General features: G+C 68.0%; 11 protein-coding genes. 6 read left to right on the top strand and 5 right to left on the bottom strand.

All coding sequences use genetic code 11. The features are described from left to right. Positions 1-103: 103 nt before the first annotated feature. A complete protein-coding gene (locus F0U60_RS27145) occupies positions 104-1,240 on the bottom strand; it encodes an epoxide hydrolase family protein (protein ID WP_395803691.1) in 1,137 nt (378 codons plus the stop codon). A 185-nt stretch (positions 1,241-1,425) separates the two neighbouring features. On the opposite strand from F0U60_RS27145, the gene F0U60_RS27140 reads away from it, so the two are divergent. Genes F0U60_RS27140 through F0U60_RS27125 form a run of 4 tightly spaced genes read left to right on the top strand, consistent with a single transcriptional unit; the run spans position 1,426 to position 7,557 of the window. Further along, positions 1,426-3,126, top strand: coding sequence for a kelch repeat-containing protein (locus F0U60_RS27140; protein WP_395803689.1), 1,701 nt, complete (start codon positions 1,426-1,428; stop codon positions 3,124-3,126). A 60-nt stretch (positions 3,127-3,186) separates the two neighbouring features. Next, positions 3,187-5,196, top strand: coding sequence for a kelch repeat-containing protein (locus F0U60_RS27135; protein WP_395803687.1), 2,010 nt, complete (start codon positions 3,187-3,189; stop codon positions 5,194-5,196). A 52-nt stretch (positions 5,197-5,248) separates the two neighbouring features. After that, positions 5,249-5,833: a hypothetical protein gene (locus F0U60_RS27130; RefSeq protein WP_395803685.1), complete on the top strand. Its 585-nt coding sequence runs from the start codon at positions 5,249-5,251 to the stop codon at positions 5,831-5,833. Next, on the top strand, positions 5,767-7,557 hold the full coding sequence (locus F0U60_RS27125; RefSeq protein WP_395803683.1) for a kelch repeat-containing protein: 1,791 nt from the start codon (positions 5,767-5,769) through the stop codon (positions 7,555-7,557). Before F0U60_RS27130 ends, F0U60_RS27125 begins: the two co-directional genes overlap by 67 nt. A gap of 42 nt (positions 7,558-7,599) precedes the next feature. On the opposite strand, the gene F0U60_RS27120 is transcribed toward F0U60_RS27125, so the two are convergent. Genes F0U60_RS27120 through F0U60_RS27105 form a run of 4 tightly spaced genes read right to left on the bottom strand, consistent with a single transcriptional unit; the run spans position 7,600 to position 11,426 of the window. After that, positions 7,600-8,529, bottom strand: a complete 930-nt coding sequence (locus F0U60_RS27120) for a hypothetical protein (RefSeq protein ID WP_395803681.1) — start codon at positions 8,527-8,529, stop codon at positions 7,600-7,602. A 10-nt stretch (positions 8,530-8,539) separates the two neighbouring features. Next, entirely contained in the window at positions 8,540-10,141 is a 1,602-nt protein-coding gene (locus F0U60_RS27115; protein ID WP_395803679.1) for a caspase domain-containing protein, read from the bottom strand. Further along, a complete protein-coding gene (locus F0U60_RS27110; RefSeq protein WP_395803677.1) occupies positions 10,138-10,890 on the bottom strand; it encodes an ACP synthase in 753 nt (250 codons plus the stop codon). The genes F0U60_RS27115 and F0U60_RS27110 overlap by 4 nt, the downstream gene beginning before the upstream one ends. Further along, positions 10,887-11,426: an RNA polymerase sigma factor gene (locus F0U60_RS27105; RefSeq protein WP_395803675.1), complete on the bottom strand. Its 540-nt coding sequence runs from the start codon at positions 11,424-11,426 to the stop codon at positions 10,887-10,889. The genes F0U60_RS27110 and F0U60_RS27105 overlap by 4 nt, the downstream gene beginning before the upstream one ends. A gap of 277 nt (positions 11,427-11,703) precedes the next feature. Between F0U60_RS27105 and F0U60_RS27100 the strand changes: the two genes are divergently transcribed. Then, a complete protein-coding gene (locus F0U60_RS27100; protein ID WP_395803673.1) occupies positions 11,704-13,122 on the top strand; it encodes a hypothetical protein in 1,419 nt (472 codons plus the stop codon). Beyond that, entirely contained in the window at positions 13,112-13,786 is a 675-nt protein-coding gene (locus tag F0U60_RS27095; RefSeq protein WP_395803671.1) for a hypothetical protein, read from the top strand. The genes F0U60_RS27100 and F0U60_RS27095 overlap by 11 nt, the downstream gene beginning before the upstream one ends. The last annotated feature ends 7 nt before the right edge of the window (positions 13,787-13,793 follow it).

Here is a 13,793-nt window from a genome sequence, read left to right as displayed (position 1 = left end):
GGGGTCTAACCCGAGTTCACCCGATACCCTCACCCCGTCCCTCTCCCAGGGGGAGAGGGGAAATGTGCTGTACGCAGCTGCAAGGCTGCGTGCCGATGAGGGCTTAGCGAAGCTCCCGGAAGAACGCGCGCACGTCCTCGAGGAACAGGTCGGGCGCGTCCACGGCGGCGAAGTGGCCTCCGCGTGCCATCTCCGTGTAGCGCCGCAGGTCGTACCGGGCCTCCAGCCAGCGCCGGGGCGGGAGGGGCGCATCCTTGGGCAAGACAGCCACCGCCGTGGGCACTCGTACCGGACTGCTTTCATCCGGGCGCCGCACACCATGGGTCTCGTAGTACAGGTTGGCCGCGCTCGCGGCGCTGTTCGTCACCCAATAGAACATCAGGTTGGTCAGCAGCCAGTCCTTGCTCAGGACGCGCTCGAGCTCCCCATCGCAATCGACCCAGGTCTGGAACTTCTCAACGATCCAAGCGGCGAGCCCCGCGGGTGAGTCACTCTGTGCGATGGCCAGGGACATGGGCTTGGTGCTCTGTACCTGGAAGTAGCCCCCTTCGGTCGCCATGAGCGTTGCCATCTTCTGGCCATACTCCCGCGCCAGCTCGCTCTGCTCCTCTCCAGGAGGCGGCCCCGCGAAGGCCGAGTTCAGGTGGATGCCCACGAGGTGCTCGGCGCGGTCCACCCCGAGCGACGTGGTGACGACGCCTCCCCAGTCTCCTCCTTGCGCGCCATAGCGGGAGTAGCCGAGGTGCTCGACCATCAGCCGGTCGAACGCCGCGGCCACGCGCGAGGCATGCCACCCCGGCTCGCGCGGCTTGCCGCTGAAGCCGTAGCCGGGCAGGGCGGGGATGACCACGTCGAACGCATCCTCGGGGTTTCCCCCGTGCGCGGCGGGATCCGTCAGCGGACCGATGAGGTGGTGGAACTCGTAGATGGAGCCGGGCCAGCCGTGCGTCAGCAACAGCGGCAGGGGTGAGGGGCCCTTGCCCCGAACATGCCAGAAGTGGATGTCAACGCCGTCCACCTCGCACAGGAATTGAGGGTAGCGATTGAGCTCGGCCTCGTGCCGGCGCCAGTCGTACTGGTGACGCCAGTAGGCGCACAGCTCGCGCACATACGAGACGTCGGCGCCGCGCTCCCATGGGGCACCCGGCAGCGGCTCGGGAAAGCGGGCGGCGTCGAGGCGGCGGTGGAGATCGGTGAGGACGGCCTCGGGCACATCGATACGAAAGGGGCGCGGAGACATGGGGCTCCTGGAATGCGAGAGGTGGATCACCGTATGGATTCACCGTGCCATACGGGCACCGCGCGGAGTGATGCTAAAAAAGAATCGAGGGGAGGGGAGACAGGTTCAAATGCAAGGGTGGAGGGACTGTTCTACAGTACTCGCCGCCGCACGTCGCACGCGGCCCTCCCTTGACTGGACTCCTCGTGTCTCTTCCGCGTCTCTCCGTGCTCCTGGCGCTCCTGCTGGGGGTGCTCGTCGGCTGTGACTCCTCGCCGCCCTCTGTCCTGTCCACCACCGGCACGATGCGACTGGCCATTGCCCTGCCCACGGCCGCACCGGGCGACATCTCGCGCATCGCCGTCACCGTGCTCGGCGACGACATGGCCCCGCGGTCCACCGACCTGGTGCTCACCGACGGGATCTGGGGCGGCATCCTCGGGGACCTCCCCGCGGGCACCAGGCGTACCTTCGAGGCCCAGGCCTTCACCGCCTCCAGCACCTTGCGCTACAGGGGCCGCGCCGAGGACGTCACCATCACGGCCGGTGCCACGGGCTCGATGACCCTGACGCTCCACGATGTCTCCGGCCCGCCGCCCTTCACCAACGAGGCCCCCATCATCGACTCGCTGGTGGCCTCCTCCGCCATCGTGGCTCCGAACGGGACGCTCACCCTGACGGCCAGCGCGCATGATCCCAACGTGGGTGACACCGTGAGCTACGCCTGGACGGCCCCTCGGGGCATATTCTCGGCTCCCACCCAGACGAGCACCACCTGGACGGCGTCGACGCTCCGGGGGCCGGTGAGCCTGTCGCTCACGTTGCGCGACTCGCGTGGCGCGGCCCTCACGGTGAGCGTCACGGTGAAGGTGTCGACGGGCAGTGAGACGGAGCCGAGCTGGACCTCGACAGGCGACATGCACGGCGCCCGCTACACGCATGTGGCGACGCTGCTCGCCAATGGCAGGGTGCTCGTCTCGGGGGGCAACATCCATAACACCGCCGTGTCGTGGGCGGAGGTGTACGACCCGGCCACGGGCCGATGGAACTTGACCGCCTCCATGGCTTCCGCGCGCCAATGGCATACGGCGACGCTGCTCCCCACGGGCAAGGTGCTCGTCGCGGGGGGAAGCAACGACAGTGACTACGTGTTGGGGGCGGAGCTGTACGATCCGGCCACGGGCACTTGGAGCCCCACCGGCCTCATGTCCGCCCATCGCACCAGGCATACGGCGACACTGCTGCCCTCGGGCAAGGTGCTCGTCACGGGAGGCGCCAGCGGTGGCGTCCTGGCGTCGGCGGAGCTGTACGATCCGACCACGGGCAAATGGACTCCCACCGGCTCCATGTCCAAACCGCGCCACAGTCATTGTGCGACGCTGCTCGCCAACGGCAAGGTGCTCATCACGGGAGGAAACGAGTACAGCTACTGGAGCACGTTGGAGGCGGAGGTGTACGACCCGGCCACGGGCACCTGGAGCCCCACCGGCTCCATGTCCACCTCGCGCAGCGCGCATACAGCGACGCTGCTGCCCTCGGGCAAGGTGCTCGTCACGGGGGGAGATGGCGGCGGTGCTGGGCTGACGGCGGAGGTGTACGACCCGGCCACGGGCACCTGGAGCCCCACCGGCTCCATGGCCTTGACGCGCTCTGAGCACGTGGCGACGCTGCTGCCCTCGGGCAAGGTGCTCGTCACCGGGGGAAGCAGCACCACTGGCGGGGCGGAGCGCACGGAGGTGTACGATCCAGCCCTGGGCACCTGGCGCTTCACCTTGTCCATGACCGAGCGGCGCTACAGGCATTCGGCGACACTTCTCTCCACGGGCGAGGTGCTCGTCGCTGGCGGACTCGGCTTGCGCGACTACCTGGCCACGGCGGAGGTGTACGACCCGGCCATGGGGCCCTGAAGCACCCCGTGCACCGTCGTGCCTCCTCCATCTCTTCTCCTTCGAACGAAGAAACAATCCATGTCTCTCTTGCGTCTGTCCGCGGTTCTCTCGCTCGTGCTGGTGTGGCTCACTGGCTGTGAGCCCGCTGCCCCCGCCGGCACGTCCGCCACCGGAGCGATGCGACTGGCCATTGCCCTGCCCATGGCCGCACCGGGTGACGTCTCGCGCGTCACCGTCACCGTGTCCGGCTCCGACATGGCCTCGCAATCCACCGACCTGATGCTCACCGATGGGGCCTGGGGCGGCGTTCTCGGGAGGATTCCCGCCGGCGAGCGCCGCACCTTCAAGGCCCAGGCCTTCAACGCCGCCAACGTCCTGCGCTACGAGGGCCGCGCCGAGGACGTCACCGTCACCGCGGGAGTCACAGGCCTGGTGTCCCTCATGCTCCAGGACGTCACCCTCCCGCCGCCTTTCACCAACGAGGCGCCCCTGGTTGACTCGCTGGTGGCCACCCCCACGTCCGTGGTGCCGGGCGGCACGGTGTCTTTGTCGGCCAGCGCCCATGACCCCAACGCGGGTGACAGCGTGAGCTACGCGTGGACGGCCCCCGCGGGCAGCTTCGCGGCCCCCACCCAGGCGAGCACCACCTGGACGGCGTCCATGACCCAGGGCGTGGTGAAGCTGTCGCTCACGGTGAGCGACTCGCGCGGCGCGGCCCTCACCGTGAGCCTCACGGTGACGGTGTCCGCGGGCAGTGGCGCGCAAGAGGTGAGGGTGGACTTCAACACCGTGCCCGGGGTGGTGGGCCTGACGTCCTCCCAGTCCGTGCTGGACGTGGGCCAGCAGACGGCGCTGTCGGTGTCGGCCAGTGACGCGGACGGTGACACGCTCAGCTACCAGTGGAGTGCCACGTGCGCGGGCAGCTTCTCGGGGGCGACGTCCTCCAGCGCCACCTTCACACCCTCGGCCCTGCCCACGGGCGCCTGCAACAACTGCCAGTTGAGCGTGGTGGTGAAGGACGGCCGGGGCGGGCAGAACACGGGCAGCCTCGCGCTGTGCGTCACGAAGGACGCCATTCCACGTATCCCCGCGAGCTGGAACCCGACGAGCTCCATGGCCACGGTCCGTGGCAGCCCACAGGCGACACTGCTGCTCAATGGCAAGGTGCTCGTCACGGGGGGATACACCAACAATGGGGCCGTGGCGACGGCGGAGGTGTACGACCCGGCCACGGGCTCCTGGAGTCCCACCGGCTCCATGTCCCAGGTTCGCGGCAAGCATACGGCGACACGGCTGCTCAATGGCAAGGTGCTCGTCACGGGGGGAGGGCTGAGCAGTGCCGACGAAATGAAGACGGAGCTCTACGATCCGGCCACGGGCAGATGGAGCCCCACCGGCTCCCTGTCCGTGCTGCACAGCAACTACAGGGCCACGTTGCTGTCCAACGGCAAGGTGCTCATCTCCGGTGGGAGCTACGAGACGGCGGAGGTGTACGACCCGGCCACGGGCTCCTGGACCAGCGCGGGGTCCATGGTCCTGCCGCGCTACTCTCCTTCGGCGACACTGCTGCCCTCGGGCAAGGTGCTCGTCGCGGGAGGCACCAGCATTCGTGGGGGCGACCAGTCGACGGCGGAGGTGTACGACCCGACCTCGAACACCTGGAGCCCCACCGGTTCCATGTCCATCCCGCGCAGCTCGCATACGGCGACGCTGCTGCCCTCGGGCAAGGTGCTCGTCTCGGGGGGATACCACGTTGGCAGTGGTAACCAGGTGATGGCGGAGGTGTACGACCCGGCCACGGGCACCTGGAGCCCCGCCGGCTCCATGTCCACCCCGCGCAGCGCGCATACGGCGACGCTGCTGCCCTCGGGCAAGGTGCTCGTCTCGGGGGGATTTGACATGATCTCCATAGCGACGGCGGAACTCTATGACCCGGCCACGGGCACCTGGAGTTCCACCGCGACCATGCTCTTCCCGCGCTACGCACATCCCGCGACGCTGCTCTCTACCGGGAAGGTGCTCGTCATGGGGGGTAGTAGCGACACGGACTACCATGCCTCGGCGGAGTTGTATGACCCGGGTACGTGAAGCTTCCTCCTCCCCGATGACCCGATTCGCCATCTCCGAACAAGGACCGTCGATGTCTCCGCTACGTCCCGCCGTCGTCCTGTCGCTCGTGCTGGCGGTGCTCGCTGGCTGTGAGCCCGCTGCCCCCGCCAGCACGTCCGCCACGGGAGCGATGCGACTGGCCATCGCCCTGCCCATGGCCGCACCGGGTGACGTCTCGCGCGTCACCGTCACCGTGTCCGGCTCCGACATGGCCTCGCAATCCACCGACCTGATGCTCACCGATGGGGCCTGGGGCGGCGTTCTCGGCGACATTCCTGCGGGCCCCAACCGCACCTTCAAGGCCCAGGCCTTCAACGCCGCCAACGTCCTGCGCTACGAGGGCCGCGCCGAGGACGTCACCGTCACCGCGGGAGCCACGGGCCTGGTGTCCCTCATGCTCCAGGACGTCACCCTCCCGCCGCCTTTCACCAACGAGGCGCCCCTGGTTGACTCGCTGGTGGCCACCCCCACGTCCGTGGCGCCGGGCGGCACGGTGTCTTTGTCGGCCAGCGCCCATGACCCCAACGCGGGTGACAGCGTGAGCTACGCGTGGACGGCCCCCGCGGGCAGCTTCGCGGCCCCACCCAGGCGAGCACCACCTGGACGGCGCCCATGACCCAGGGCGTGGTGAAGCTGTCGCTCACGGTGAGCGACTCGCGCGGCGCGGCCCTCACCGTGAGCCTCACGGTGACGGTGTCCGCGGGCAGTGGCGCGCAAGAGGTGAGGGTGGACTTCAACACCGTGCCCGGGGTGGTGGGCCTGACGTCCTCCCAGTCCGTGCTGGACGTGGGCCAGCAGACGGCGCTGTCGGTGTCGGCCAGTGACGCGGACGGTGACACGCTCAGCTACCAGTGGAGTGCCACGTGCGCGGGCAGCTTCTCGGGGGCGACGTCCTCCAGCGCCACCTTCACACCCTCGGCCCTGCCCACGGGCGCCTGCAACAACTGCCAGTTGAGCGTGGTGGTGAAGGACGGCCGGGGCGGGCAGAACACGGGCAGCCTCGCGCTGTGCGTCTCCAAGGACACGTCCCCACGCGCGGCCCCCCTCGTGACGCGCTCCTACCAGTCGAGCCCGACGGCCCGGGCTGGTCAGCAGCTCACCTTCGAGGTGGAGGCGAGCGATCCGTCGAACTCCGCGCTCACCTTCGCCTGGACCGCCAACGTGGGCACACTCGGTCCGGCGGTCTCGAGCGCTTCCATCAGCCGTATCTCCTGGACGGCCCCCACGTGTGTCACTTCGAGCACGACCCCGAGCCTCACCGCCACGGTCACCAATGCCTTCGGCCTGACGGACACCGAGGGCTTCACGGTGACGCTCCCCGCGTGTATCCCCGCGACATGGGTTTCCACGGGCTCCATGGCCGCGTCACGCAGCGAGTTCACGACGACGCTGCTCTCCACGGGCAAGGTGCTCGTCGCGGGAGGATGGAACGGCGATGACAGGTTATTGACGGCGGAGCTCTACGACCCGACCACGGGCAAGTGGAGCCCCACCGGCTCCATGAGCTCGCGGCGCACCCTGCACTCGGCGACGCTGCTGCCCTCGGGCAAGGTGCTCGTCGCGGGGGGATATGGAACGACCTCCCTGGCGACGGCGGAGCTCTACGATCCGGCCACGGGCAAATGGAGCCCCACCGGCTCCATGGCCTCGGTGCGCTACTTTCATACGGCGACGCTGCTGCCCTCGGGCAAGGTGCTCGTCGCGGGGGGATATGGAACGACCTCCCTGGCGACGGCGGAGCTCTACGATCCGGCCACGGGCACCTGGAGCCCCACCGGCTCTCTCGCGACCCCGCACTACTGGCATACGGCGACGCTGCTGCCCTCGGGCAAGGTGCTCGTCACAGGGGGACTGGGCGGCATCGGTGCCTATCTGGCGACGGCGGAACTCTATGATCCGGCCACGGGCACCTGGAGTCCCACCGGCGCCATGGCCTCGGCGCGCTACCAGCACAGGGCGACGTTGCTGCCCTCGGGCAAGGTGCTCGTTACCGGGGGGGAGAACACCAACAGCCTGGCGATGGCGGAGCTTTATGACCCGGCCACGGGCACCTGGAGCCCCACCGGCAACATGACCATTGCGCGTTACAACCATGCGGCGACGCTGCTGCCCAATGGCCAGGTGCTCGTCGTGGCGGGAAGAAACTACTACGGCAATCAGGTGACGGCGGAGCTCTATGAGCCGGCCACGGGCACCTGGCGCCTCACCAGTGCCCCGGCCGTCGCGCGTCAATGGCATCCGGCGCTCCTGTTGCCCAGCGGCAAGGTGCTCGTGGTGGGGGGGTACAACGGGATGTACCTGGTGACGGCGGAGCTGTACGACCCGGGCACGAGCAACTGACGAACCCGCTCAACTCCAACCGCGCGCAGTGCCACACACGCCTCAATCCCCCAGCGCGGAGACGTCCGGGCAGGCGGAGGCATTGCCCACCTCGTTCGTGTCACTCTTCCTGTAGGTGACACGGAAGCTGGCATCCCAACATTCGACCAGGGTGGCAGTGGAGCCCGAGGGCACGTCTCCGCCTGTCGCCTCCAGGATTCCGATGCCCCCCTGGTCTCGCGTCCAGCGGCTGAGGACGGTCACCTTCTCCTTCTGTTCGCCGGGGACGAAGTCGATGTCCTCACTCTGGAACCTCATTTCACCCAGGCCGTCAGGAAGCTCGCGGTAGGCGTAGCTCTGCCTGGCCGCACTCCCGGGGGCGGTTGGTACGAAGTCCATCCGCACGCTCATGGGCGGTGCACTCGTCTGGTAGTCGATGTCCACCCGCTCCAGGTTCGTGAGCCAGGGCTCGTGGATGCCGTGGTTCCTCATCTCCGCCGTGAGGATGCTCAACGTCCCCTTTCCCTTGCGGAGTCCTCCGTCCGGCCAGGCGCTGCCCTCCGCGACGGGCCACCACGCCCCCTCGTCCGAACCCATGAGGCGAAACTCGATTCTGTATAGGAAGCCCTCGGGCTTGCGCTCCATCTTGAGTCGCGTCTCGAGGCCGGGATGACGCGGGTTTTCCAGGGGCCCCCAGATGCGGAGATTCGGCGCGCGTGTCGTCGGAGAATCCTTTCGGAGCTCCTCCATGAGGAAGAGCCCTTCGGCGGGCACCCTGTTGAAGCCATCCGCTGCCTGGCGGGTGTTCACGTAGAGCTGGGAGCGCTCACCCAGGTCGAGTCCCATTCTCTCGAAACTTTCGGATCCGGGCAGCTTGGCGGCCAGGTCCTCTTGCGTCGGCAGCGCGTTGAGGAACTCGAGATCGCCGTTGGAGAAATTCCCACCGCACGCGGTGGCGAGGCAGCCCAGAAGGAGGAGCCGGGTCCGCATCATGTCTGTCCTTTCAGAGGCGGTACTTCACTTGCAGCATGAACTCCCAGTACCCGAGGGAGCGCTGAGAATCGACGTTGTAGAAGAAGTAGTGGATGCGGGTGCTCCCGTTGAACTCGAAGCGGTTCGAGAACCGCCAGCGAAAGCCGGTCACGAGGCCTGGGGTGAGCACTCCATACTTTTGATCCGGGAAGCTCGCGTCCTCGAAGTCGCGGCGCATGGCGTTGTAGGCGAGCCGGGGTCCAATGATGAGAGACACGCGACCCAGGGGCCACTCGGCCACCAGCGAGGTGCCCACGGTCAGCAGCGAATAGCGGTAGCGCGGTACCGAGAGGGTGGGGAGCTCGAGCGTGGCGTTTTTCGTGCCCAGGGCCAGGTCGAAGGTCCAACTCCAGCCCTCGCGCAAGTAGTCGTGCAGGCCCACCTCCAGGCCCATCATGGGCGTGTAGGGGAAGAGGCTCTCGCGGGTAGGGGCATCGAAGAAGGCCTGGTGTCCGAGGGAGAGACCCGCCGTCCAATACGAGCGGGGCTCGCGCCACCGGGAAGGCACGCCCTTCACCGGATCATCCGAGAAGGGCGTGTCCCGCAGCTGCGATTCGTCGAGCACCGTGGTGGACCCGCGCCGGACCTCGGCCTCGCCCACGCGCAGCCGGTCCGCCATCCTCCGCTTCACCGTATACGTGCCCGGGGCCAGGGCGAGCTTCCGCTCGGAGTCCTCGGCCTTGTGCAGCTCCGCCACCACGAGGCCACGCGGGTTCACGAAGTAGTAGGCCCCCGCGGGCGCGGTGCGAGGCACCAGCAGTCCCTCGTTGCTCCCGCGCACATCCGTCAACACCAGGTCGCCCTGGCCCGCCAGGTCGTAGCTGAAGGTCGGGTGCTGGGGACCGGCGCTGCTGTCCGCGGTGTCCGCCACGGTGCGGGCATAGGCATGGGAGTAGGCCTCGAAGAGTGTCACCTGACCCTCCCCGGAGCGGTCCGCGTCCCCCATCAGCCCGCTGGCCAGGTGGTGAGAGAAATAGCTGCCGCCCAGCAGATCCGACTCCTGCGAGTCCTCGTTCGCCGAGCTGGAGGTGAGGATGACGAGCCCCCGGCTCTCGTGCACGGCGTCCGTATCGATGGCGAAGGCCGGAGCGCGCCGGGCTCCCTTCGTCCGCGTGATCGCCCCGGAGCGGCACGAATCCAGGATGGCGATGCGGATGTCCATGGGCGTCGCCGCCAGCCGGCGCTTCAGCGCCTCCAGCTCCAGCGCGCTGTCTCCCATCCGCAACGAGCCGTCCTTCGCATGGCCCGAGTAGTAGACGAGGAGCGAGGTGCGTTCGCCCCGAGCCCGTGCCTCTCGTGCGCGCGCTTCCAGCTTGGAGAGTGCCAGGAGGAAGTCCTCCGCGGTTTCGTCCAGCAGCAGCCGCGCATCACCAGGCTCCACGCCGCCCAGCCGCACCAGGAGGTCGTGCATCTTGCGCGCATCGTCCCGCGCGAAGCGCAGGGGCCGAGTGTCCGCGCCGCCCTCGTCGTTGCCCGCCACCAGCGCGAAGCGGCGCAGCGGTTGGGCCTGCACGGCCGTTGTCAGCAACAGCCCCAGGACGAGCACCCAGGCATGGCCAGCCAGGCGTCTCATGGCTTGCGCAGGAGCCAGTGGAGCTCCTCGCCCTCCACGCCCAGCGTGGACATGGCCTCCACCTTGCCTCCCGCGGCCTCCCAGGCCCGCCGTGCCGCCGCCTGCACGGTGTCCACGCTCAACGGCCTCTCGGAGAGCACCACCACCACTCGCTCATAGCCCGTGCCCGTGAACTGCACGCTCTCAGGCAGCCAGTGTCTTCCGGCCCCTGCTTCGACAGGGAGGCTCAGCCCCAGCGCGGAGTAGAGCGTCGACACCTCGCCGGTATCGTCCACGGACACCGCCATCACGTACGGGTAGGGCCCCGCCACGTACCCCAGGCGCACCCGCTCGCCGGGCAGGAGCTCCTCGGTGTCGCCTGGGAGGACGGTACGCTGGGGCCCCTCGCCGCCGATGCGCAGCTCCGAGGAAGCTCCGCCCTTGAGCCGGTTGAGGGGAGGGGAGGACGACAGCAGCGGTCGAATTCCCACCGCCAGCAGGACCGTGGCCGCCACCGCGATCAGCACTCCATTGAACCGGGAACGTGAAGGCGCCGCTGACGGTTTGCGCAGGGCGCGCTCCACGCCGGCCTCGAATCGATCGAAGGGAACCTCCTCCTGGAAGCGGGCCTGGTTCGCCTCGAAGCCCTTCATCACCTCGCGACACTCGGCGCACGAGGACACATGCGCCTGGGCCTGTTGGGTTTCCGGACCGGGAAGCTCGCCAGCGTGCAGCCGCCGCAGCGTCCATTCTGACGGGTGAGCGCTCATGGGACCTTCAGCTCCTCGTTCGTCAAGGCGGCGAAGCGCTCCAGGCGCTTGCGCACCGTGGGCACCGAGCGCTCCAGGATCGCGGCCACCTCTTCCAGCGTCATTCCATCCACCCAGTAGTGCACCACCGCCGCCTGCGTCTCCAGGTCCACCCGGGAGAGCAGTGAGCGCACCAGCTCGCGCGCCTCCATCTTCTGCTCTCCCCCATCTCCCTCTGGAAGGGCCTTTGCGTCCTGCTCGAACCAGCGTCGCCAGGGGGCCCGCTCCGCGCGCAGCAGGTTGAGGCAGTGGTGGGTGGCGATCTTCATCAACCACGCCAGGGGCGAGCCTCCGTTGCGCAGCTCGTGCGCGTGGGTGAGGGCGCGGGCGAACACCTCCTGCATCGCGTCCTCGGCCTTCGTGGCGTCCTTCAACAGATAGCGGCAGCGCCCGTACACGCTTCCGCCATACGTCGTGTACAGCTCTCGCAGGAACTCGCGCCGGTCCTTCTGTTCTCCAGGGATGACCTTCAAGGCTGGTGGGGTGGGTCCTGCCACGAACTGCCTCGCCTCGCTGCGGGGATGGGGATCCCGGAGCTTACATCGAGGAGTCTGTCGGCGTTGTAAGGATGCGGCGGTTGGCAAGCTAGCGTCCCAGCACTCGTGTTTCTTCCTGCTTCAGCCCTCGCCCATAGGGACACAGCAGGCGCCCGGAACAGAAAGCCGCTCCGCGGGGACGTGGCTTCCAGGAAAAAACGTATCGCCGTTTTTTCATTTAAACGCCGCGTGAGTGTCTCTCCCGCAGAACCCTCTTCCACTCACACAAGGAGCACTGGTGCTTCGACGACTCATTCTGGCAGCCACCCTCTGCCTTGCGGGGGGCGCGTCGGCCAAGCCTCCCGCGGGAGGCGTGTTCTGCTCCACCTATCCTTCGGCGCCTGCGTGTACAGGACAGCAGCCTTCCTGCAATTACTGTCACATCGCGCCACCCCAGCGAAATGTCTTTGGCGCCGGGCTGGAGCCCCACCTGGCCCCTGGCGCCGCGCGCCCGTTGTCCGATACGGACTTCGCCTACGCGCTCCCCGCGGCGCTCAAGGCCGTCGAGGCGGAGGATGCCGACGGTGATGGGGTGTCCAACCTCGAGGAGATCCAGCGCGGCACCTTCCCGGGCGATGCCACCAGCGTGCCCGTGGACACCGGCCGCTGCCAGGCGGGTGACACCAATCCTCAATACGACGTGTGCCGTTACGACACGCGCTTCGCGTACAAGCGCCTGCTGCTCGACGTCTGTGGCGTGCCGCCCACCTACGAGCAGCTCAAGGAGTTCAGTGCGTTGAGCCGTGACGACCAGTTCGCTCGGATGGATGCCGAGCTGGACCGGTGCGCTCAGAGCGAGTTCTGGCGCGGCAAGAACGGGCAGCTGTGGAAGCTGGCGCATCCGAAGATCCGCCCGCTGGGCACGTTCAAGGCTGGCCCGGAGGACACGGGGAGCAATCCCCTCGCCGACTACTACGACGACTACGCGCTCTACACCTACACGCAGATCGACGACCACGACGCGCGCGAGGTGATGACGGCGAAGTACTACGTGCGCCGGGACACCAACCCCACCCGCTACACGCCGGTGCCGTCGCTGCCGACGCAAGTCATGGATGAGCCGCACCGCGCGGGTAACCTCACCTCCAAGTGGAGCATCCTCTACTTCGTGATGTTCAGTGCGATGCCGCGCAACGCCGCGTCGCAGGCCTACCGGGCGTACCTCGGACTCGACATCGCCAAGCAGGAGGGCCTCTTCAGCGTACCCGGCGAGCCTCGCGACTACGACCACGCGGGCGTGACCTCACCCGCCTGTGCGGCCTGCCACGCCACGCTCGATCCACTGACCTATCCCTTCCGCAACTACCAGGGGATCTACATCTATGATTACCCCACCTCGGGGCACTACGTACCCAACCGCCTCGAGAAGTACTTCTCCAATGTCTCTCCGATCATCACCCAGACACCGGAGACCGGCTACCTCTTCGGCCAGAAGGTGAACGGCGTCATCGAGTGGGCGGAGGTCGGAGCCAACAGCGATGCCTTCGCCATCGCGGCTGTCACCGACTACTGGAAGCTGCTCGTGGGCCATCCCCCGACCCCCGAGGAGAACGCCGAGTTCGTCGCCACCTGGAAGCGCTTCAAGGGCACGCACCAGTACCGCGTGCAGCGCATGCTTCATGACCTGATCCGCACGGAGGCCTACGGTGCGCCCTGATTTCCTTCGCGTGTTCCTGCTGTCCTCCGCCTGTGTCCTCTCCGCGTGCCCGTCGTCCGCTCCTTCGGTGCCGGATGCCGGTACGCCGCCGCCCGTCGATGCCGGCACGGGCTCCAATGGTGAGGTGACCCGCTCCTCGCGCAACAACCTGCGCTTCAAGAATCCGGAGCAACTGACGGCCCACTTCGCCTCGGCGATGTCCCTGCCGCCGGAGCAGGTGTGCAACGAGCTGGGCAAGTACGCCTGCACCACGGACGTGCACAACGTGGTCCTGAACGGTGTCGATCCGTATGTCGTCGGCCTCTTCGAGCCTCTGAAGGTCACGGGCGCGACGACTCCCAACGTCATCGACCGCGTGGCGCTGGCGGCTTGCGCCCGGCGCGTCTCGCTCGACGTCACCACCCCTGGGGAGGCTGTTTTCTTCAAGGGGCTCGAGCTTGACGCGCAGGGGCGCCTGACCCACCGGGACGGTGCGCCGGTCCGCGACGCCATCACCTCGCTCTACCAGCGCACCCTGTTGCGAGATCCCTCGGAGGCGGAGGTGGGCGCCCTGTCGCAACTGGTCACCCAGATCGAAGCCTCGGGCAGCCAGACGCCGGGCCGCGACTGGATGACCGCGTCCTGCTTCGCCGTCCTCTCCTCCGCCGAATCCATCTTCTTCTAAGGGAACG

The sequence above is a fragment of the Archangium minus genome (assembly GCF_044360475.1).
In the GTDB taxonomy this organism is placed as follows: domain Bacteria; phylum Myxococcota; class Myxococcia; order Myxococcales; family Myxococcaceae; genus Archangium; species Archangium minus.
This window is presented reverse-complemented; position numbering and strand designations above follow the sequence as displayed.